The following is a 21,813-nucleotide window of genomic DNA, read 5'->3' as shown; positions in this document are numbered from 1 at the left end:
ATTATCCTCTACCGATAGGAACATTTATTCTTTTTTTTGCAACACATACACCATCTTTAACGATATAACATTCAATGTAATGATTGCCGTAAAAATTGCTATGTTCAACTATAGTATTCCCTTTCTCGACGATTTGCCCTCGTATCTGATTTCTTCTTTCCGCTTCTGGTCCTACATTTTTAACTTTCCAAAATATTTTGTATGGTTTTGGACAATTTGTAAAGTCCATTGTACAACAAATTTCAAAATCATGAGGCAAATAATGCTGTAATATGGATAGAAATTCAGCTATCGGCTTAGATCTCCAACCATTTCCACTAACATTGCAAGATACCTTACAATAATATGATATTTTTACTGGATACAACTCTTCGATATATTGCTCTGTATCAACAAAAGTATTAACAGATTTGAATATTGGATGGGATGAATAACTTACCGTTTCGGTTATTTGTTCATTCCAATAATCGTGATTGAAGAAACCATACCATGCTTGAAGTGCATCTGCTTTAGAGCAATCATCTTCGAACAAAATTTCAAGATCTTCCAGTTTACTTCTGAGACGATTTTTCCAGTTGGTCATTCGCTGAATGTCACTATTTCTTGGAGTTAAATCTCTCCCATCATCTACTGGTGCCGTTACAGAAGTGTTTGTTTCCAAACGATCCACAATTGCTTTTATAGTATAATAAAATAGTTCATCAATGCGTTCATAATCTTGTTGTAGCTTTTCATCACACAAAACTGTTTGTAAAAGTCCACTAGGCATATTCTTCCAAGATTTTCTTGATTTACAAAACATTTTCGATAAGCGTACTACTTTTCTCAGTTTTCCGTCTGAATTTTCATTTTGCATTGTAAACCATTCAGATAACCCTTTTAGCTCTCGTGCTGTCCAATCAGATCCGGCGTGTTCATAAACATAACAATCATTCCACTCATCATATGTCCGTCTATAGATTGCAAAATCGATATGATAACCTTCTGCATAATTTACTCGCACACAGCTTGTTTTGACTTCGGGCTTTGCATTAAACTGTTTTGTTTTTCTTTTAAGTGCATTTGCAACCATATTTCTAGTAGCTTTAGCTCCTTTATCCCCAAGATCAGACTTATCAAATACAACTGCAACATCAATATCATAATCTTCATCTTCATTCTGTACAACAGTCGACATTGCCATGCTACCCTGCACACAGGTTTCTTTTATTGAATAAGAAGTCTTGTTTTCTTCGTTATACTCTTTTAAACCATCTTTAAGTCGCTGAATGTTCAAATTTTTTTTATTATGCAAATTAGTTTGTTCTACCTGAGGCAAAACAACATAAGAATTATAGAATGTATTAAATTTTGAAGATAAATCATACATCTTTTTTATACCTCTTTGTCTTAATCTTTTTTTATCTTGGTTAATAGAATTTTCAGAATTTCTTCTTCAGATAATTCAATTCCCATATCCCTATATTTATTAATTTCTTCATTTAATAAATTAATCAAATTTTGCTTTGAATGATTTTCTGACTCTCTTTTGGTACTTCTAATTTCTTCTATTCGGTTGATAAATTTTTTTTCTAATCTTATATCGTATTGCAAGTTATTTTTCTTATCATTTTCAAACATAGCAAAATAATGCAATAAGTATGCTTCATTTTGAAAATCAATCTTTTGATACGATATAATATCATTAAGAACCAAGAAATATTTCACCAAATGCGAGAACCTTTCTTCACTTTTATAACTAGAAATCAACATATTAATAAATATATAAATATTTTCATCATAATTTCCAGAAGAGAAATCTTTTTTAATATTTCGTATAACAGATGTAAATAAATCTGTTGCATCTGCTTCAAGTTCTAAAACTCCCATAGACTTATCTCTTTGTACTAAATTGCGATATTTATTTAATTTTTTTTCAAATTCTTTTTTCGGTAAACTATAATTAAATAATTCTTCAAAAATTATTTGATATTTCGCATTCGGTATATTTGAACCAGCCTCAAAAATTCTTATATAAGAATTTAATGTTGGTCTTGATATATTTAACATTTCAGCAAAGCCAAATAATGTTAGTCCATTTTTTTGAAGTGTTTTTCTTACATCCATTACTAAATCCTCCATCATTCCAACTTCATTATAGCATGAGCTATGTAAAATGTAAACAACTTTACATTTTACATAGCTTTACATAATTTATAAACTTTTTTTAATCTACACTTAAAAATCTTTGTATGAAAGCACTTGGAAATCTGAACTTCTTTATTTGATACCCAAACTGTACTTCGATTATTCCATTCTCAATACTATGAACAAATCTATGGAACAAGAGCATCTGAAGACGATGAAGAAATGATGATTTAGATACTTCAAACGATTTTAGCGGTGAAATCAAAGGAAAAAGTAAAAATTAATCTATAAATTGTTTTCATTTTTTACAGAAAAACTCCAAAAAAGCTGATAAACAGAGTCTTGTGGAGTTTTTTGATACTATTCTTTATGTATGTTCCAAAACGTAAAAATCAGTCATCTTTTTGCACGATTATCTAGCAGAATTCTTAAAAATGAGTGCAATTTTGATTTTAAACCACACAAAACAGGTTAAAATTATATGAATAGTACCCAACACCTCCAAGCCGCATGGCAAAAAAGGCAACGTCCAAACCACCGGGAACTATTCTTGAGTTTTCACACAAAAATCCATAAAAAAGGCAAAAATGGGCTAAAATCATTATAAAACCAATGGATTTAGCCCCTGAAAAACATTTTACAGAAATTATTGTTTTCAAAACGTTTTCCCGGAAGAAAAAACCATAGAAAAAACGCCCTTAGATAGGGCGTTTTTTTTAAATCTCGATACTATTCGAACTCTACATCTCAAATTCTTTATTAACCGATATATCAGTCAATAATATATTTAATTAACACAAAAATAGTTCAATCTTCTTCATTTCTTACACTTTTGACAAAATAAGTGTATCAAAAACGTATCATATTTTCAATAGTTTCGTATCAATAACAATTTAATTAAACTAATATGAGCTTATTAAATTATCTTACTATGAAAGAATATGGCGATACTTCTACTTATAATGCTATAGTTTTCCATTTTCCTCTACAAAATCTTATCAATAAAAGAATACCTCTGATTGTTAAATCCAGTGCATAGGCATACCATACACCTTTAAGTCCTAGTTCGAAAGGAATAGCAAGAATATAACCTATTCCTAGACGTATTCCCCAAATACCTAAAAAAGTAGAATACATTGGAAATCTAGTATCACCAGCTCCCTGTAGTGCATTAGTGATCACTTGAACTAAAGCAGAAAAAGGCTGAAAAAATGCAATGATTCTTAAAACATCAGCAACAAGCACCTGTACTTCTTTTGTAGAAGTAAACAAAGAAGCCAGTGGCATAGCAAAAACATAAAATATCATGCCTATGATCATCATACAAACACAGGAAAGGCCATATCCTATCCATGTATCATGAACAGCTTGTTTATAATCATTTTTACCTAAAGATATTCCCACTAAAGTTGAAATTGCCAATCCAAATCCCATAGCAGGGATATAAGAATAACTTTCAATCGTTCCTGCAATATTATGGGCAACATAGGCATTGACTCCTATAGATATGATCATACCATTATATACTAATTGCCCGATACGCATAATTACCTTTTCTGTTCCAGCAGGAATTCCAACAGTTAACAATGAGTGTATAATTTCTTTATCTGCCTTGAAATCAGATTTACTAAATTTAATTTCACTATCATGATGTTGTAGTTTATAAAGTAATATAAACATACCAACAACTCTTGAAATTGTTGTTGCCAATGCAAGACCTACAACACCTAGTCCAATCTGAATAAAAAGCATATCTAAGATGATATTCAATATATTTGCGAAGCCTGTTGCATACATAGGTGTCTTTGTATCTTTTATGGCTCTTAAACAACTCGATAAAACCTGTTGCAGACAAAGAAATACAGATGGAACAGCAACTACCAAGTAATATGGAATTGCGTACTCCATTACAGTTTCATCAGCACCCGAAAGATGTAAAATTTGATTATGAAAAATCAGACAGATTACACCTACAATTAACCCGAGTGCTGTTCCAACAATAATAGACTGGACGATTGCATGATTTGTTTTTGAATAGTCCTTTTTTCCATAGTTTCTTGAGACAACAGCAGTCGTACCAATGCTAATCGCTGTAAAAAATGAGATGAATATATTCATTATAATATTTGTCACACTGATACCGGCAATCGCATTGTCTGTCAGTTTTCCAGCAAAATATGTGTCCGTTGTTCCTAAAAACGTTTGTAAAATATTTTCTATGATGATCGGAAATGCTAGAGATAAAATAGTAATGATTTCTGTTTTTCTTATACGTTTCATTAATAAATCTCCGATCAAATCATTTTATCTATCGCTTTTTTTAGTTCTTCAATTGTTTCATCATCATTCTCTTTTACAGCTTCTATAATACAATGGTCAATATGATCTTTTAAAATAACTTTACTTGTATTTTTCAAGGCAGATTGTACAGCAGAAAGTTGTACAAGGACCTTTGAACAATCTTCATCATCAATAACCATTTGTTTGACTGATTCCAAATGTCCAATTGCCCTTGAAAGTCGATTCACAACTGCTTTTTTAGATTGTTCATCATGTTTATGTTGCATTTTATTCGTTCCTTTCATATCCCCCTTAGGGGAATATGAAAATAGTAACATTATTTTCTATTCCTTTCAATATAACAAAAAACAAAAGAGTAAAAAATTCTTTTAACTATAACCATACTAGTTATATTATGAGTAAAGCATAAGGAAAAGAAAAATAATTTAACGCTATAAAAACATATCATTCAAACTTAAAAAATGTTCGATAAAATCGAACTTTTTTTAGGTTATTCGAACTCGACTCCTACTTCTCATTTTCATTTATAGCACATTGTGTTTTATCGATTCTTTTATCTAATATTTACAGATTATTTTAGTTTTAAATACAATAAATTTTATAATGTACTCAAAATGGACTCGAATTAAATCATTTTTTTCTAAGATAAAACCAACTGTTGCATAATTTGCAAGAGTTGGTTTTTACGTTAAAAGTCTTTTCACTATTCAAAATTCGACTCCTACGTATTATCTACATTTATATCATATTGCATTTAACTAATTATCTTTCCCAAGATTATCAGATTATTTTAACTCTTAACCTTTTATCTATTATCACATACTAAAAATGAACTCAAATGGACTACACAATTCATATACAATATCCTAATAATTATATTAATGTAAAAATCAGTTGTTTCGATTTATGCAACAACTAGATTAGCTATCATAGCTCATCTAATCCTATTCTAACTTCTAAATAAAACGATTATCACGAACATATTCGCTAACATTTAGTAGCAAATGTTGTTGTTTTGTGTATTAACTACTTCTAATATAGAAAATTTATTATCTGTTAGTAGTAGAATGATATCATCAATTATTAAATATATAATACAGTTCATTAATACAATTCATTGATTGCTGTTGTCTTTATATTCAAATTTCATTTTCTTTAAAGTCTTTTGTTTCTTGGCATAAATCCAATAAATATGTACCTTCCATATAAATTAACAGTCTATGCACAAGTGAATTACAACGAATAATGTTGAGGTTAATATCTGAACCTTTTTAATCATATTTGATACTTATTGTAATTAATAAATCGCCATACTTTTGCTAGATTGAGAACAATCGATTGATAAGTGATACCATGAACAGTTTATTCTCTTTTATCATCTTAATTATAAATTGTAAGTTTTTCCTTTATTTTCCTTAATAAAAGAATCTCTATAACTGTGAATAATACATTTTTTCACTAATTTTCAGCGTTTTCTCTTTTCAATATATATTCTACTCTTTTTCGCACATAATTTGTTTGTTTAACATACGATAACGCAAACAATAGAATCAACAAAATTAATAAAATCCAATCCTTATTATCTTGTAAAAAAGTAATCTTATTTTTGAGGCATATTTCATTAATGATAATACCTAATTTACATAAAAATGCACAAATAAAAGTCGATAACAATGTTCTGTAAGTATTGTTTACTTCTGACAAAGTATCAACTAAAGGTTCAATACTACTTGCTTTTACATAGTCCGAATAAGGCGCATCTATTATTAATTTAATTTCTTTCATCATAGGCTTAATTATGATTGAACCTATCCTACTCAATACCATACCAGCAAAATAGAATAATATTAAATTTTCGAGCAAATTATCCGATAATAAATTTATTTCAAACAGAAACTTTAACAGGTAAATAAACAATATTCCCGGATATAAATTATTAAAAATATTATATGACGAAATTTTTTCAACTATCTGTTTTAATATCTCTTCCATAATATTATCTCCTCTATATAGTCATGATGTACCAACCTGCATATGTTTCATCATAAAAAGTGTCAGGATTACGTTTTTTAGCAAATACTTCATATGTTACATATACATCCATCCCGTTTTTTCCATTAGTATTAATAACAATACAGTTTGCCTGATTGTTTGTAATATGATCTAACCCTCTATTATTCCAAGATGAATAATCTAAATATTCACTTTTGGCATTTCCAAATAATGTTAATCTAGGATTTAATACATCTAAATACTCGTCATTCCCACCAGTTTTTCGACCATGATGGGGAGCTACCAAAACATCAACATCTTTTACTTCTTCTTCATAATTCTCTAAAATAAAATCCCATGTCTTTTTCGATGAATCTCCAGCAAATACAATCTTTTTATTATTCCCCGTCCTATATAAAATGACATACGAACAATCATTATAATCTTTTGATTTATTTGCTTCTTCTATTAAATCCATTGTAGGCGCAAGTAAATATAAACCATCCGCACCTGATTTACCATCTTCTGTTTGATTATAATATTTTCCTTTTTGCCCTGCATATAAATGCAAAACCTTAGGAGATGAGGAGAAGGTTCTAACTTCTTGATAAAAATCCCAATCTGCTTTATCATATCTTCCCCAATCAGAATTTTCATCCATCACTTTAGTATTTTCGGTATCCCAAAAATTTAAAACTTCAAATGCATCAAACAGTTCTTTAATCCCATCCATATGGTCCATATCGGGATGTGTCAGAATAAATCTAAAAATTGTATTTATATTTCTATCCTTCAAATACTCAATTGGATTTACAGGATAGTTTTTTTGATTATGGTTTCCAGACAACGATGCACTTTCAAATATATTTGTCACTTCATGCCCATTAGATATATCAATTATAGTATTATGCCTAGATGGATGCTCTATCCAAATACAATCGCCTTCTTTTACATTTAAAAAATGAACTATACCCATATGTACTTCACCTCTATTATTAATTATCTAATCTTTTTCCTATCATATAATTTCTTTGCCATCTAAATGATCAATTAAAGCCTCTAAAACCAACAAATCGAAGCATATATGCTACCATTTCATTTGCAATATCTTCAGAGTCAATATCCTGTTTAACTGCCATTGGTTTCATTTCATACTAGCATTATTTTCTATTACTAAAATATTGCCACTCAACTCTATAGCTAAATTATTGCAGAATCATTTCTGCTATCTCATCTGCTATTTCCTCTACTGTTTCTTGAACTGTATTTCTTGCTACCTTATCGGTTAGTGAATGACTATAGTCAATAACTTCCTGCTTTGTAATATCATGCCAAATGATATAAAAAATAGTAATCGAATTATTACATATCTTATCTTTCATCTTATCCAAAATAGAATAATTTAACTTCTATCTTTTTTTAGAATAAAATTCATTTTTTCTTCATTATAATTAGGAAGTACGTCACTTAAAGTACCATCGAACATTGCGGAATAAACTTTTTTATCTGCACGAAGTTGATATTTTTCTAAAGGATTGAGTATAGATTCACCTTTTCCATTTTTTATCACAAAACAAATCTCATCGTTTCGGAGAATTTCTGCCGCTAATAAGCGTGATTCATGGCTAGTAATAATAAGTTGAGTATTTCGTTGCTCTGCCATTTTAAGAAATAGTTCCATCATTCTTGTAGTCATTACAGGATGTAAGCAACGATCTATTTCATCAATAACAAACACTCGATTATCAGAAACTTTTAAAAGAATTTCTATTAAATCCAGAAGGCGAGCAGTACCATCCGATTCCTCCTTCAAATTAAAGTAAACAGATTTACTCTCATGACTAAATTCTATAGTCTTTATAATTAAATCATCATTTTCATTTAATTCAAAAGTATAGAATTCTTTATACGAACGAAGCATGACGGAAGGACAATGGCGTTTTCCTCTATTGACCGATTTTTTTTCAAGATCAGATACCACTTTATTAAAAAGTTCTTCAGGAATTTTGTTCTTTATAATATCTATAGGAACTTCAACAATTTTTAAATCACTTATCCCTGTACCTAATGCATTCAAGAGATTGGCAATTTCATTCAAGTTAGAACTCGAAAAATAAGGGTATCCTGTTAATATACTGTCAGGATTGCTGACAGTCAGCAAGCTATTAAACCAAATATATAATTTACGAAGAATCTTTAACTCTGGATTGTCTTCGTACATTTTTTCCTTTCCATGATTAATCATGGAAAGGAAAAGTAATTCTCTATCTTCAACACTATCTTCACCATACATATTTAACTTTTCAACAGTATTTTTATTTTTAAAATAATCTCCAGCTTCAAAAATACTGCTTTTTAAATTACGGTAAAAAATACTTTTTTTCTGACTTGAAGCAGTTAACTCATACAGTTGTTCTTCCTCAATTGAACCTGTCTTTAACAAAATAGAAAACTCATAAATGATATGGTTATTATCCAATAAAAGTTCTATTTTGAAGGAAGAAGGAATAGATTGATTAGCAGGAATTTGCCGAAAATATTTATTTGTGAAACCTCGTGGAAGTCCATCAATGACCATGTTTTGAACAAATTGAAATGCTTCTATCAAGTTGGATTTTCCAGAAGCATTAGCTCCGAAAATAACTTCACATTTAGTCAACTTTATGTTTTTGTCCCGATAAACCCTTTTGGAGTTTTTACGTGCCTTTCCAGCTTCCATAGAAAAGCATTGTTCGTTATTAAACGAAAGAAAATTTGTCACTGAAAACTTAATTAGCATATTTAACACCTCACGTTGCCATTTCATTATAACAAGTAAAAAACGAATTTATCAATACAAAGTTTATAATTTTATATTTTTTTTATAAATTATTAGACACAAAAACGATAAAATCGTTTAATCTTTGAATTTATATTTGACTTTTGAAAAAAATGATGATATTTTATTTTTAGCAAACATGCGCATTGAGTGCTACTTTAAAACAAAAAAGGTTTTACTACCTATAACAAACAGTTAACAAGTATATTTTGAAAGGAGATTATTAATTGAAAGTAATATTTTTATCATCAAAAGAATATACAGATCCAGAAGTAAATAATGGAGATTGTATACTTATTGACACTGGAAGTGAACTTGTCATTTTTGATTGTGGTTGTGAAGAACACGCCAACCGAGTAATTGATTATATGAAGAAAAGAGGTTACTCTAAAGCTAAATTGGTGCTTTCGCACAATGATAGTGATCATTTTAATGGAATCCCTTATTTAATAGAGCAAGATAAAATTTCAGATATACATACGCTTCTATTGTTCAAATATAAAGATGAATTGTTGGATAAAATAAATGACAAAAGAATAACCAGAGATTCTCTAACGAGAAGAATTTCTGAAATTTTTGAAAACATCTATTCGCTCTCCGGTTTGCTTAAATTAAGAGACATTTTTACTGATACACAAGTATGCCCAGGAGTTACAATCGTAGGGCCAGACCAGGAATATGCATTAGATGCTGTTGCAAAACGTATCGACAATAGACTAGGCGATACCATTGATAAAGAAACAATTGTAAATGCCGTCAGCACTCAAGTTAAAATCAAGGTAGGCACTAATAATCTATTGTTATGTGGTGACAGCAGTTATGAAGCCATCAAAGAGAAATTAGATGAATACTCATTGATACAGTTGCCTCATCATGGAAAAAAAGAACAAGCAGATAGTATTTTCGAACAAAAAGGTGCTCTCGGAATTACATATTATGTATCCGACAATACAGGTAACACTAATGGAGGGTCTAAAGATTTACCAAAACGAGGTTATGTTATCAAAAATACAATGGATGGAGATCAGATTTGCACAGGATGGGATTCAGCCTTAGCAAATATCCCAGTTCGTTCATATTTTAGGGGGTTCTGATTTGAAATACTTGGTCGCAGAAACTCAAGCATATGAAATTCCTGGACGACTGGAATATCTTTATGATATATTCCATCTTTACTTTATTCCTCAAAATTCAATAAATGGATTCATTCCGCTTACGCCATTAGGCGTAGCGGAACCTTCCATTTTATTTGTGGTGGGGCATTATGATCAAATTGCAAAATATTTGGATCAAAACAATGACCAGATAAATGAGAAAACAATCGTTTTCATTACATGTTACGCCAATCACTTAAAAACATACAAGAAAAATAAAACAACATGGTTTACATCTTTTTCTAAAGACGAAATATCATATTGTTATGCAGGAGATAAGTACGGTTTTGGTTTTGCCATAACAGAATCTGAGTTGAATTTCTATAATTCAAGAGAAACGGACATTTTCAAACGGATTAAAGAGAATTTTAAAGTATTGTGAGGAGATTCAAATGAATATAAAAATTTTTGATTCCTATAACATTCGTGCAAGGCTATCTGTTTATATCATTATAATAGCTCCTATCATTTTAACGCTATATGTTCTTTATGAACCTATCCGAAGTTTCACTTTTTCAGTTGTATTAATAGCTATTATAACCTCATTTTCGAATTACCTTTTCGCTTTGCAAAGATATAAACAAAGAGAGAAAAACCACAAAAACACTGCCGCAGAATTTTTATATATAGATGATCCACATATTGACAAAAAAACTAAGCAACGTTATTACAGAAAATTAAGTAAAATTGATAAAAGTTTTGAAGTTATGAACCACCCCATGGATTCTGAAGAATTCAAACAAACTTGTTACAGTGCCGTACAATGGCTACGAAGTAATACACGTAATAGTAAGCTTGTACAAGAAGAAAATATAATGTGTGGATTTTATAAAAATTTAATTAGTCTTAAATCCGTGGGAATCGCATTTACAATTGTAGCATTTTTCATTCTGATTATCACTTCTGTTCCTACAACACCTCTCTCTTTCATTCAATCGAAAACAAACATAATTTTAATTTTTGTTGATATAGGAATGATATTATTTTGGAAATTTGGAGTTAATGGAAAAATACATTCTGTTTTATGCGAAAAATATGCATATGCATTACTGGAAACCTTGGATACACTCCCAAATAGAACCAATGAAAATAAATTATAAAAATCAAACACAAATGATATTGTTCAGTATAACCACATACTTAATCATTTGCGAGTTCTTCCGTTTTTCTAAATTCACATACATTTGCCCAATAATTAGAATAACATTTCTAAAGTGTTGATAATGTTAGTTATTTATTGTGCAATAACAATTACATTTACTTTAATAAGTCATTGAGTTCATCTTGTTTTTGTTATTGATGATTATTTAATCAATCAATATCATCTATCCTGATTTTGGTAAGAAGTTCAATTTCCCTGGAATATTGATCGAAATTAGATAAGCAATATGGATTGCTGAAAGTTTAGGCAATTGTTTTTATAAAATCGATAATACTTTTTCACATCAGATAGAGATTAAAACTCTCTTTAACTGAATTACAGTAAAGAGAGTTTTTTTGATTATTATAAATATTCTTTTACTTATAATCCATCAGAAAACACTTTAATAATTCGAACTCCGAAATGAAACGATTATAGTGAACATATTTGTTAACGTATATTGGAAAAATTGACTCTATTTTCATTTTTTATTATCTTTCTAATTATTGAATAAAACATTCTGGTATCAACATGGTATCATCCACGACACAAAACTTCATTCCATGCATCTAGAAAAAATCTCTCAAGCCAAGGCTACAGACTACCAATAATCGTTATTCTTTAATATACAATTCTTATGCACAATCAAATTATACTAAAAGTTTTAATTACTTGTTCATTATATATCACATTAATTTTTAGTAACATTGCTTAAATCTTTCCAAATCGAAAGAAAATTAGGACTATTATAAAAGTCCTGATAATTATGATTATCAACAGATCTAATATGCAATAAAGGTAACCACCATTTAGATAACATTATGGTTTGTTTCCAATTTTTGTCATTTTTACAACTTTTTTTATGCTCCTCAACAATATATTTAAAAATATCTTTATTTTTGTTATCTCCTTTTTCAATAAATGATAGTAACACCAATGGATTAATTGATTCATTTTGATCTTGTGTTTGTTTTAACAAATCAAAATAATATGTTGCAATATTTTTTCTCTTTTCAAATTTATTCAATAAATAATAATGCCAAATTTGAATTAATGTATTGGAATATCTTTCATTTAATTGTTTTGTCTTATTATCAATACAATTAATAATATCTGTTGTATCTATAGATTTATTTTGATAATAAGATAGCAATTCATACATTACCTTATAACAATTTACTGCAATATATGCATCAAAAAATATTAATTGAAGCATATAATTAATCACACATTTCACATTTTGATTTGGATTAGATGAATCGAAAATTATTTCACTTTCTTTTATTTTGCGTGCAATTCTTGATAGAAGAACTTTTAATTCAGAACTTTTGTTGAGTTCTAAATAATTTCTGAATATTTCTTTTAGTTGAATAAAATCATCATAATTATTCCAAATATCACCTATTAAACAGTAATCATGATTAATAGAATTAAAATTTAAGGAGTCTATAAACCAATGTCATTCAGTCCTTAACTTAATGACATTGTCCATACTTCTCTTCTCCTTTCGTGCTGTGGCAAATACATTGTCAATTCAGCAATATGATGAAATTGTCAAATATGATTGTATGAATTGTTATCTATATCTATAGGATTCGTGTAAGAAACTTGAAAACTTCTTTGAGAAGAGATTCGTTCCATTTTTTGCTTTCGTTCCATTTTCGTTCCACAAAAACAAAAAAACGTTGGTAAATCCAACGTTTTTTCAAAATTTGTGTTATTCGAATTCTATACCACGAATTCTTTATTGACCTATATATCGGTCAATAGTATTTATAATTAACACAAAAACAGTTCAGTTTTCTTTAATTTTTACACTTTTGACAAAATAAGTGTATCAAATACGTATCATATTTTCAATAGTTTTGTATCAATACTTATTCCATTTTATTAGTCATTTTCTTTTATATCAAAGTAAATCAATTCAATTTCTTTATTCAAGTCAACAATATAATCCTCTGCAATTTCTCTATGTAAATCACATCCAGGAAAATCATCAGTTTTCTCACTTAACACTAAAATTGGTTTATGTTTATAGCATAATTCTACCAATTTATAAAAGATGTTTCGAATTGTTGTTTGATCTTCGGAAGCAAAATCAATCATATATTCTTCATCAGTTTCAAAATCAAATTTTAAATAAATTTTCTCATCTTTATAAATTACATCTACCTTATAATTTTTCTCCATATGTTTCTCCTCTTTCATTAAAAGCAATTTTTCCACCTTCCAAAGTATTAAGACTCAGTTCTGTCCAAGACAACACGTTTTTTTCGTTTTCAATATCTCTCATCTCTTCAATGAAAGGATTACCAACATATGTTATACCCCTTGCACCAGTCTTTTCTCTATAAATTGATTGAAATGGTAAACTTCTAACTGCTATATTAGCGTCATGAGTTGCAATAATTACAATGGAATTATTTCTACTCAGCTCCTTTAATCTAGGTAAAATTTTATTGTTAATATAGTCATGTCCAACACTCATTTCTGGTTCATCCAAAATATATACCTTTTTCTTTACTTCAATTGCATGGCTTATTATCAACATTGCTTGTTCACCACTAGAAGGTGTATATTCTATTTGTGCTTCACTATTATTCATTTCTATTCTGCTATTAGTTTTAATTGTTGTCACTTTTTCAAAATATAATTTTCTTAATGAAGTAATTTCATTTTCTTTATTAAATCCAACAAATTGAGTGATGTAACTATTTAGATTTAGACCAAAACAGTTATCTAAGATTAGTTTAACATTCTTTTCAAATTCTTTGCATTTATTAGCATGTAAAATTTTCAAGCAATCTTTAGTATAGTGTTTACTATCTATGAATATCTCTTTTCTTACATAAATAAAATCTTTATCTGATATTTCACCTAAAAATTTATTTTCAAAGTAGGAATCAACATTCAGGTTAGATATTATCTTTTTTGCTTTCTTTTTTGCGTTGCTGCTATGATTATAGATATCCAATAATCCCGTAGAAGATGGTTTAGTAAAAGTTCCCTTTTTATTTGTATATAACATTTTCATTTTATTTATTGTAAATTTTTCTAATTCAAGTGATTTCACTTTACAATATTCTGTTTTCTCATCTATATACATTGAATAATCTAATTTATCAAGAAGGATATTCAATGATCTTAGTTCCACCTCATTTAAATATTTAGTATTATCATTTTCTTTAATAGTTTTAATAGCATTTTTAACCTTCTTATAGTTATTTCCTTTTTGATGTAAAGTATCATATGAAATTTCATCTATAAAAGTAGCATTAATAAAACCGAATTTTATTTTTTTATTCTTTTGAGAAACCTTCCAATCTTTATAATCTTTTAAAGTACATATGTTTATCTCTTTCCAATCGGAGAAAAATTTTATTTCTTCTGAACAGTCATCTATACCTAATTTATCAAAATCAGAATCATATATCTGCTTGTCAATTAAATCATTATATGACTGAGTTTTTCCACTTGCATAATAACTTGAAATTTCATTAGGATATGTATTTAATAATTCTTTTTCTAATGCTTCTAAAATTTTTGTTTTTCCTGTCCCTTTTCCACCAAATAAGATATTAATATCATTGAATATTTTTAGTTGCATACTTTCTTTCTTGTTTTCAAAAGGTGTAATATTCAAAATACGTGAATCCTTTTTGTTTACAAAAGTTTCAATTACTTGGCGATCCTTTTTTATTAATAATTTAAAATTTTCGAATGAATCTATAGGCAATTTTAATTCTGGAACTCTATCTGAAGAATAATTATCCCAATCCTTCACATCAGAACCAATCATTGTATTAATATTTTTAGCATAATAAATACCAGCACTAATTAAATTTCTAGGCTCACAATAGAATGGAATTTCTTCACTTAGTTCATTTTTAAATTTATCAATATCACTTTGACTCAATGAAGGATTTTTTCTTCCATAATGGCATATTACTATTACATCTAAATCTTTAATTTTTGTAGCCAAATCACAAATTTCTATATTAAAGTCATCAGGATGTGTTCCATTAATAATTTGTTTCATTTTTTTATCAAAATCTTCTACATCTTTTGGATTTCCAATTAAAATACAATGACCTTTTGATTCATCTCCATAAATATCCAATTCAATACCAGGCCAAATTAAGAATTTTTCATTTTGAAAATCCAAATACTGATCTTTATCAAAACAGTTGTGATTAGTAATTGCTACAACGCCTACATCTGCTTCACAAATTTTTTTTATAAATTTGTCTTTTGTCACATTTCTTTTATTACCATCACCTTTCTTACATTTTTTTGTATGGCAATGTAAATCTATTCTCATTGTTCTACCCCTTTCTAGTAATTTGTAATCAACACTTCTCTTGTTACCAATGACTTATCTTTGATATGATAATTAGAGTTACTATAAGAACAATTAATATAATTTATATTAAACCCATTAGATAGACACCAATTTAGTAATTTATCATGAATTTTTCCTTTATGTTCAATAACATTAGATAATGCAAATCGAATTTGTTTTCCATCACATAATTTTAGAAAATTTAATAAGTCATCTTCATCTTTTGCTGTCCAACCACCATTTTCATTATATGAAGCATCTCCTAAATAATAAGGTGGGTCTAAATACAAAAATGAATTAACCTTACTTATTCTATCCACATCTAGCCTTCTAAAATCTATATTTTCAAAACTAATTTCTTTACTATGCAATTTATCCATAAATAATTGTAGCTTTTTTCTTAAGCTACCATTAAAATCTCTTTTACCAACGGGTAGATTAAAATCTCCCTTGTTATTAAATCTAATTTGATTATTAAAGCTATATATAATCAATAATAAAAATAAATCATCTCTTTTTCCATTTGATTTATTATATTTACTTCTCAAATTTAAAAATTTATCTTTATTATATTTTCCTACACCATTACCACTATTACAACCATAAAATTCATACCCATTTTTATATGTATTGCTTAATGAAAATTTATCTATTAATGAATCTAAATGATTAACTAAATGATAGTATTCTTCATTTTGTAGATATTTAAACAAAGAAATTAATCTATCGTTAATATCAACACAAATTATTTTATTAGCCTCTATGTTTACTCCAACATTTCCACCACCTGAAAAAATATCGAAGAACATATCTATATCTTTTGGAAATTTATCTATTAATTGAGTTAAAATTTTATATTTCCCTCCAGTGTAATTCAATGGTGATTTCACTAACCCACTAATACTATTTACGATATATTCATTTTTCTTCTGTCCAACAATACATAAAAATAATCTTTCTTTATGATCATCTAATTTTGTTTTTCCCGTATTGAATAGAGCATATTCTTGTTCAAATACTTTTACTTCCCCCTTTTTTCCTAAAATTTCCATTATCTGAGAATCAGAAATTTTAGCATTTGAACGAGCATTCCCTTTTTCTCCTGTATTGTTATATGAAACAAGAATATATTTTGCTTTAATATTTTCTATTAAATCAGCAAATTCAATCGCTGCTTTTGCAGTACAATATTTACTTTTAAGATTTGAACGATCCATTTTACGCGCCGTTCCAAAAACTTCTGGTTTTTTATTTAATGCAACATTTTCTAAAAAATGATATGCGTCACAATACTGTCTAGAATTATATGGAGGATCAATATAAACTAAATCAGCTGAAATGTTTTTTACTAATTGATTAGAATTTTCACAATAAATTCGATTATTGTTATTGTTATTATCGTTAATATTAGGCATAAGCATGATTAACTTTTGATCTAAGTTACCATTTTTTCTATATGCGTCATAATGTCCAACTGTATTAGCAATTTTATCAATACCATATATCAAACTACATATCAAAATAGATTTTTCTCTTTTGTTGATTTTTTTATTCTTAAACTGTTTATCAATATCATCACGTATAAAGCCTACTTTTCTCATATTATCTTTGCTTAAATATGTATCAGCAAAATTCTTTGAATAATAGTTATCCTCTGTCACATTAACCTTATTATATTTTACTAACATTCCTTCAATTTTGTTTTTATCAATTGTTTCATTAGAAAAGAAGGTATCATAAGCAACAATATTAGTTTTTAAAATATCGTTTATCAATACAGAGCATTCATCATTGAAACTATAACCTACAACACCAGTTCCACCAAACAAATCTAATACTGAGTTAATATTTGAACAATTTTTATTCACTACTTCATGAATAAAACTGATTAACTTTGTTTTACTTCCTAAATATCTTCTGTTGCTCAACTCAAATTTATCCATCATAGCCATCCTTCATTTCCATTTTATGCATCGTACGCATCTCTTGCATATTATAACATTATAAAAATAGCAAGTAAATGAATACTTGCTATTTTCTTGATTTTTCTATAATTTCTTTTTCATACCAACCATTTCTTAATGTGATATTCGATAAATATGCCTCATTAAATAATTTATAAATATCTTTATATTTTTTTGAACTTGTAATAAAATTTTTCAAAACCCTTGTATCTATTGGCAAAATTTTTATTCCATCAAAGTAAGAAACGTTATCTAAAGTTTGTTCCGAATTGGCCCTACTTCTAAAATCCGAAATTACTGATGGATGTATATTAGTTGAAACTAATACCGCATAATTGTTTAAATTATTAGTCTGCATTAAATTTCGCATTAAATGCCTACTTACTGGTTCGAATTCCATTCTTCTTTGATTACTATCATCAGCTAATGTGGCTTCCAATAGCAATTCATGAGCTGGATAGGCACTTGTTTCTTCATATTTATAGACAATATCAGCTTCTCCACCTCCTGCATGAGTTTTTGGCAATAAATCTGCGTCTAATGAAAGATTCATAAAATCCAATATATTTCCTCTTCTACCACTTAGCTTATACCAAATTATACCTAAAATATATTCAAACATAGTTGGAACATCAGCATTATCTGTTATATAAGAATTTAATGAAGAATCTGTCCTATTTTCAAACCATTGCAGAATTTTTAATAAATGTTCATTATCGAATTTTTCATCAATTATATGATTGAATTTTTTTAGTCTCTCATTTTCAACATAATTTTGAATTTCATTCGGTTCAATATACTCTTCATCAAAATATGCAGCAACATCAGTATAAACATAATCCATATCTGGCGTAGAAGATCCTAAAATCTTTTCAATTGAAACCATCTTATCAAAATTTTCACTTTGATTAAAGGATTGTTTAAAGTAATCATCTATACAATACTTAAAATATTCTTTTGCTAACAAACTCAATGTTACTTTTCCATCTTGAAAAATGATAATATCCGATAATTTAAAATATCTTCTATTTAAATCAAAGTAATCCTTTAAAGTAGATTTCCACTTATACAGATGGATCATTTCATAAATATATTTTTTAATTCCATACTCATCTTTTAGTGTAGATAATTTATTTTCTTTTAAGTAACATAAAGGCTTGTTAGTGATTTGCCTTTCTGTTGCACGCCCAAAAATTAAATTTTTCCAATATATTCTTGGTTTTCCACTTAAATTTTGAATAGCCCTATATAATTTAATAATTGATTCATTATTTTCTTCCACATAGACCTCAACTAATCTTTTATATAAATCAGCATACTGTACTTCATATTTTTCAGGGCTTTTTCTATTCATATTAATTAACATAAATGTTTCTTCTGTTGGTTCATGATGAAGAAAATACTCAAATCCAGCTTGATAATTATCCATTTTCCAAATTAAATCGATAATAATATCATTGATATTAAAGAATCCAGCTCTAAGTTTTTTTATGTTATCTACAACATCAGAAGCCACTTCTTTACTTGTAACTAATGGTAAAATAAATATAAATTCCTCATTAGTAATATAATCAAGATCATTTAATATTTTTATCAAAACAACAAATGGTTTTATATTATTCTCTGTAGTATATTTTAATAATTGAAGCATGTATATATAGCTATCTCTATCAATGCCAAAAAAATTATCATTCTTTATTTTATATATACCACTTTTAGAAATTTCCACCAGTTTTTGCCCAACATCAGTCAATCTTCTGTTAGATGTAATCAAGCCCAAATCAACAAGACCAGAAGTCTTTTGTCTAGCATCTTTATCCTTTCTAGCAGCATCTCCTGTTATAAATTTCTTGTCCTTCAAATAATCATAATAACGAATTTGTAATTCAGTATTACCTTCCCACTTTTTATCTTTATTTTCAGGCAACTTAAAAAAATCGTCTATTAATTCTAGTTGCTTTTCAATCATATAATTAAATTTTTTCATACGAAAACTCGTTGTTCCTAAAGCCCAACAATAAGATGTAAAGTGTATTCTATTGATGTCTAAATCCATGATTCCATCTCCATTTCAAATAAATATTTCATAATATAATTTTATTATCGCATGTATCCAAGTTAACTACAATAGATAATCAAAAAGTATAGCTTATATTCTAAAATTTTCATAAAAAAGCTATAAGAAATAGATAATCTATTGCTCATAGCCTTTTTGTTATATTATTTATAAATCATTATTTGCACAATGAGCCTACTAAAAACCTCAAAATCCTTATTTTATCAGGATTTTGAAGCATAGAAATCTCTGTATCTTAATGATTTGGTAAGGTGTATGGCGCTATTAAGCACCATTTCGACCTTTTCTAGATTATCAAATGGCGGATTGGATATAAAACAATATAGATTAATATAATGCTGTATATCATCTCTAGAAAATCCAGGATGAGATCTTAGAAATCGTTTTAGTAAGTAACACTGCCTGTTTATGGGGTTTAATGGATTGTTTTTATCTTTGCATTTTTTTAGCTTATTCGCATCATATGATTCATCACTTAGTTTCAATTCTTTTATCAGAATCTTATGACTTTTTTCTTTGTCATGTATAAGATGCGATCCAGGCTTAATATGATTTATGAATGTGTTCTTTGTTTTCTTTTGGCATGTTTTTCCAAATCCCTCAACATGAGCATAAACATGATTGCCATCATATGCGATGCCGATGCATATTTGGTCTTTTGATAATCCTCTTAGTTTTTTGCCATCTTTAACAGTTTTATCAGATTCGACAACAGGATAGAATGTTTCATCAATATACACAGTTCCTTCAAGTACGACATCATCTTGCATGTCTTCAATAATATAAAAGAGTTTATATAGCAATATTTTGATGTTGTAAAGCTATTTTTGTTGTTCTTGGAAGTTAAATTGATACTTTCGTATCTGAAAATACCCAAACAGAATTCAATCCATTCGGATATTGCAATCTTGTGATTATCAAACATAGTTCCCGTAAGGACATTAAAATATCTCTTGCAGGTGTTGCAATAATATCTTTGAATACCATTTTTGGTAAAGCCTTTTTTCTTAAAATCAGTGGAGGCGCATCTTTTGCAACATGTCACTTCATAGGAATTAAGCAAGTCAGCCTCCATTGTTTCTTTGATAAAAGGGTGCTTATAATCATAGGAATTTAGATATTTGGATTTGATAAAAGTCTCCATAGGAGATAAGCTAGTATTGCAGTCCCATGGAGTTCTCTTTCTAGAATGATTCTTGTATTGAGTTGTCATATGTGGAAGTCCTCTCTGCTTAAGCGAACAGTTGTGCAGAGGACTTCCACATCACAATTGCACAGCTGCTCGCTTAAGCATAATTGCTAGTGCTTTTATCGCGCATTTATTATACTATTTACAGGCTCACTGTGCAAATAAAGATTTAATTATTTATTATAAATGAGAGTCTGCTTTTATGAATTCTATCACAGAAAATTCTATGTTATTCATTTCTTGAACCCATCTCATTTGATCTTTTTCTTTTAGTTCTTCATTGACATTTCTTTCTTCCATAAGTTGCTTTACTAACACATCATATCGATTATTCATCTGCTGATCCATTGATAATAGTTCATCATTTAACTTATTTTCCGCAAGTAAAGTCAGATAATGTGCTTTATAATTTTCTTTTAAATATTTCAAATACATTCGGCCAAATCGTGTTAAATTAGGCAATGATTCTTCTTGTTTTAGAACTGGAAATTCATAATCTCCTACTTGTTGGTACTTCATTTCTTTCATCTGATTTTCCTCCTAACGTAATTGTTCTCTCTGTCTTATTTTCTTCCATGCGATACGTTCGATGTTGATTAGCGAATTATATTAGCTAATTATTTTCAAATTAAATTAGTTATTTTTGAAGAAGATTTTTATAAATTAATTATGATAGTCAAATTATTTTAACTATTATATTTAAATTAT

At 28.2% G+C, this 21,813-nt stretch carries 18 protein-coding genes; 3 read left to right on the top strand and 15 right to left on the bottom strand.

Annotated elements, in window-relative coordinates; translation table 11 throughout:
• Position 1 precedes the first annotated feature (1 nt).
• The 8 genes from B5E92_RS15845 to B5E92_RS08955 form a co-directional block, all read right to left on the bottom strand.
• Positions 2-1,369 carry a cyclic GMP-AMP synthase DncV-like nucleotidyltransferase gene (locus B5E92_RS15845; RefSeq protein WP_087301439.1) on the bottom strand — a complete coding sequence of 456 codons (1,368 nt, stop codon included), beginning with the start codon at positions 1,367-1,369 and terminating at the stop codon, positions 2-4.
• A 20-nt stretch (positions 1,370-1,389) separates the two neighbouring features.
• Positions 1,390-2,106 carry a hypothetical protein gene (locus tag B5E92_RS08980; protein WP_087301437.1) on the bottom strand — a complete coding sequence of 239 codons (717 nt, stop codon included), beginning with the start codon at positions 2,104-2,106 and terminating at the stop codon, positions 1,390-1,392.
• A gap of 978 nt (positions 2,107-3,084) precedes the next feature.
• Positions 3,085-4,407 carry an MATE family efflux transporter gene (locus B5E92_RS08975; RefSeq protein WP_087301435.1) on the bottom strand — a complete coding sequence of 441 codons (1,323 nt, stop codon included), beginning with the start codon at positions 4,405-4,407 and terminating at the stop codon, positions 3,085-3,087.
• Positions 4,408-4,421: 14 nt separating this feature from the next.
• Entirely contained in the window at positions 4,422-4,712 is a 291-nt protein-coding gene (locus tag B5E92_RS08970) for a metal-sensing transcriptional repressor (protein ID WP_239406438.1), read from the bottom strand.
• A 1,174-nt stretch (positions 4,713-5,886) separates the two neighbouring features.
• Positions 5,887-6,420, bottom strand: coding sequence for a hypothetical protein (locus B5E92_RS08965; RefSeq protein WP_087301430.1), 534 nt, complete (start codon positions 6,418-6,420; stop codon positions 5,887-5,889).
• A gap of 13 nt (positions 6,421-6,433) precedes the next feature.
• Positions 6,434-7,396: a ComEC/Rec2 family competence protein gene (locus B5E92_RS08960; RefSeq protein ID WP_087301428.1), complete on the bottom strand. Its 963-nt coding sequence runs from the start codon at positions 7,394-7,396 to the stop codon at positions 6,434-6,436.
• A gap of 229 nt (positions 7,397-7,625) precedes the next feature.
• Positions 7,626-7,802, bottom strand: coding sequence for a hypothetical protein (locus B5E92_RS15375; protein WP_204245254.1), 177 nt, complete (start codon positions 7,800-7,802; stop codon positions 7,626-7,628).
• Between the two features lie 20 nt (positions 7,803-7,822).
• Positions 7,823-9,199, bottom strand: coding sequence for an ATP/GTP-binding protein (locus B5E92_RS08955; protein ID WP_087301426.1), 1,377 nt, complete (start codon positions 9,197-9,199; stop codon positions 7,823-7,825).
• A gap of 266 nt (positions 9,200-9,465) precedes the next feature.
• Here B5E92_RS08955 and B5E92_RS08950 point away from each other — a divergent pair, with 266 nt between their 5' ends.
• Genes B5E92_RS08950 through B5E92_RS08940 form a run of 3 tightly spaced genes read left to right on the top strand, consistent with a single transcriptional unit; the run spans position 9,466 to position 11,492 of the window.
• A complete protein-coding gene (locus B5E92_RS08950; protein WP_087301424.1) occupies positions 9,466-10,332 on the top strand; it encodes an MBL fold metallo-hydrolase in 867 nt (288 codons plus the stop codon).
• 1 nt (position 10,333) lies between these two features.
• The gene (locus B5E92_RS08945; protein WP_087301422.1) at positions 10,334-10,774 is read left to right on the top strand and encodes a hypothetical protein; all 441 of its coding nucleotides are present in this window, start codon (positions 10,334-10,336) and stop codon (positions 10,772-10,774) included.
• 10 nt (positions 10,775-10,784) lie between these two features.
• Positions 10,785-11,492, top strand: coding sequence for a hypothetical protein (locus B5E92_RS08940; protein ID WP_087301420.1), 708 nt, complete (start codon positions 10,785-10,787; stop codon positions 11,490-11,492).
• A 732-nt stretch (positions 11,493-12,224) separates the two neighbouring features.
• Here B5E92_RS08940 and B5E92_RS08935 read toward each other — a convergent pair.
• From B5E92_RS08935 to B5E92_RS08905, 7 genes are all read right to left on the bottom strand, one after another.
• Positions 12,225-12,749, bottom strand: coding sequence for a hypothetical protein (locus tag B5E92_RS08935; RefSeq protein WP_143357576.1), 525 nt, complete (start codon positions 12,747-12,749; stop codon positions 12,225-12,227).
• Between the two features lie 674 nt (positions 12,750-13,423).
• The gene (locus B5E92_RS08930) at positions 13,424-13,723 is read right to left on the bottom strand and encodes a hypothetical protein (RefSeq protein ID WP_087301416.1); all 300 of its coding nucleotides are present in this window, start codon (positions 13,721-13,723) and stop codon (positions 13,424-13,426) included.
• Positions 13,707-15,854, bottom strand: a complete 2,148-nt coding sequence (locus B5E92_RS08925) for a hypothetical protein (RefSeq protein ID WP_087301414.1) — start codon at positions 15,852-15,854, stop codon at positions 13,707-13,709. The genes B5E92_RS08930 and B5E92_RS08925 overlap by 17 nt, the downstream gene beginning before the upstream one ends.
• A 14-nt stretch (positions 15,855-15,868) precedes the next feature.
• Positions 15,869-17,818, bottom strand: a complete 1,950-nt coding sequence (locus B5E92_RS08920) for a Dam family site-specific DNA-(adenine-N6)-methyltransferase (protein WP_158095211.1) — start codon at positions 17,816-17,818, stop codon at positions 15,869-15,871.
• Positions 17,819-17,906: 88 nt separating this feature from the next.
• Positions 17,907-19,895, bottom strand: coding sequence for an AlwI family type II restriction endonuclease (locus tag B5E92_RS08915; protein WP_087301410.1), 1,989 nt, complete (start codon positions 19,893-19,895; stop codon positions 17,907-17,909).
• Positions 19,896-20,119: 224 nt separating this feature from the next.
• Positions 20,120-20,686 carry a hypothetical protein gene (locus B5E92_RS08910; RefSeq protein WP_087301408.1) on the bottom strand — a complete coding sequence of 189 codons (567 nt, stop codon included), beginning with the start codon at positions 20,684-20,686 and terminating at the stop codon, positions 20,120-20,122.
• Positions 20,687-21,285: 599 nt separating this feature from the next.
• Positions 21,286-21,633 carry a TnpV protein gene (locus tag B5E92_RS08905; RefSeq protein WP_087301406.1) on the bottom strand — a complete coding sequence of 116 codons (348 nt, stop codon included), beginning with the start codon at positions 21,631-21,633 and terminating at the stop codon, positions 21,286-21,288.
• Positions 21,634-21,813 lie beyond the last annotated feature (180 nt).

The organism is Erysipelatoclostridium sp. An15, assembly GCF_002160675.1.
Taxonomy (GTDB): Bacteria; Bacillota_I; Bacilli_A; order Erysipelotrichales; family Coprobacillaceae; genus Thomasclavelia; species Thomasclavelia merdavium.
Note: the sequence above shows the minus strand (reverse complement) of the source record. Positions and strands in the feature narration are given on the sequence as shown.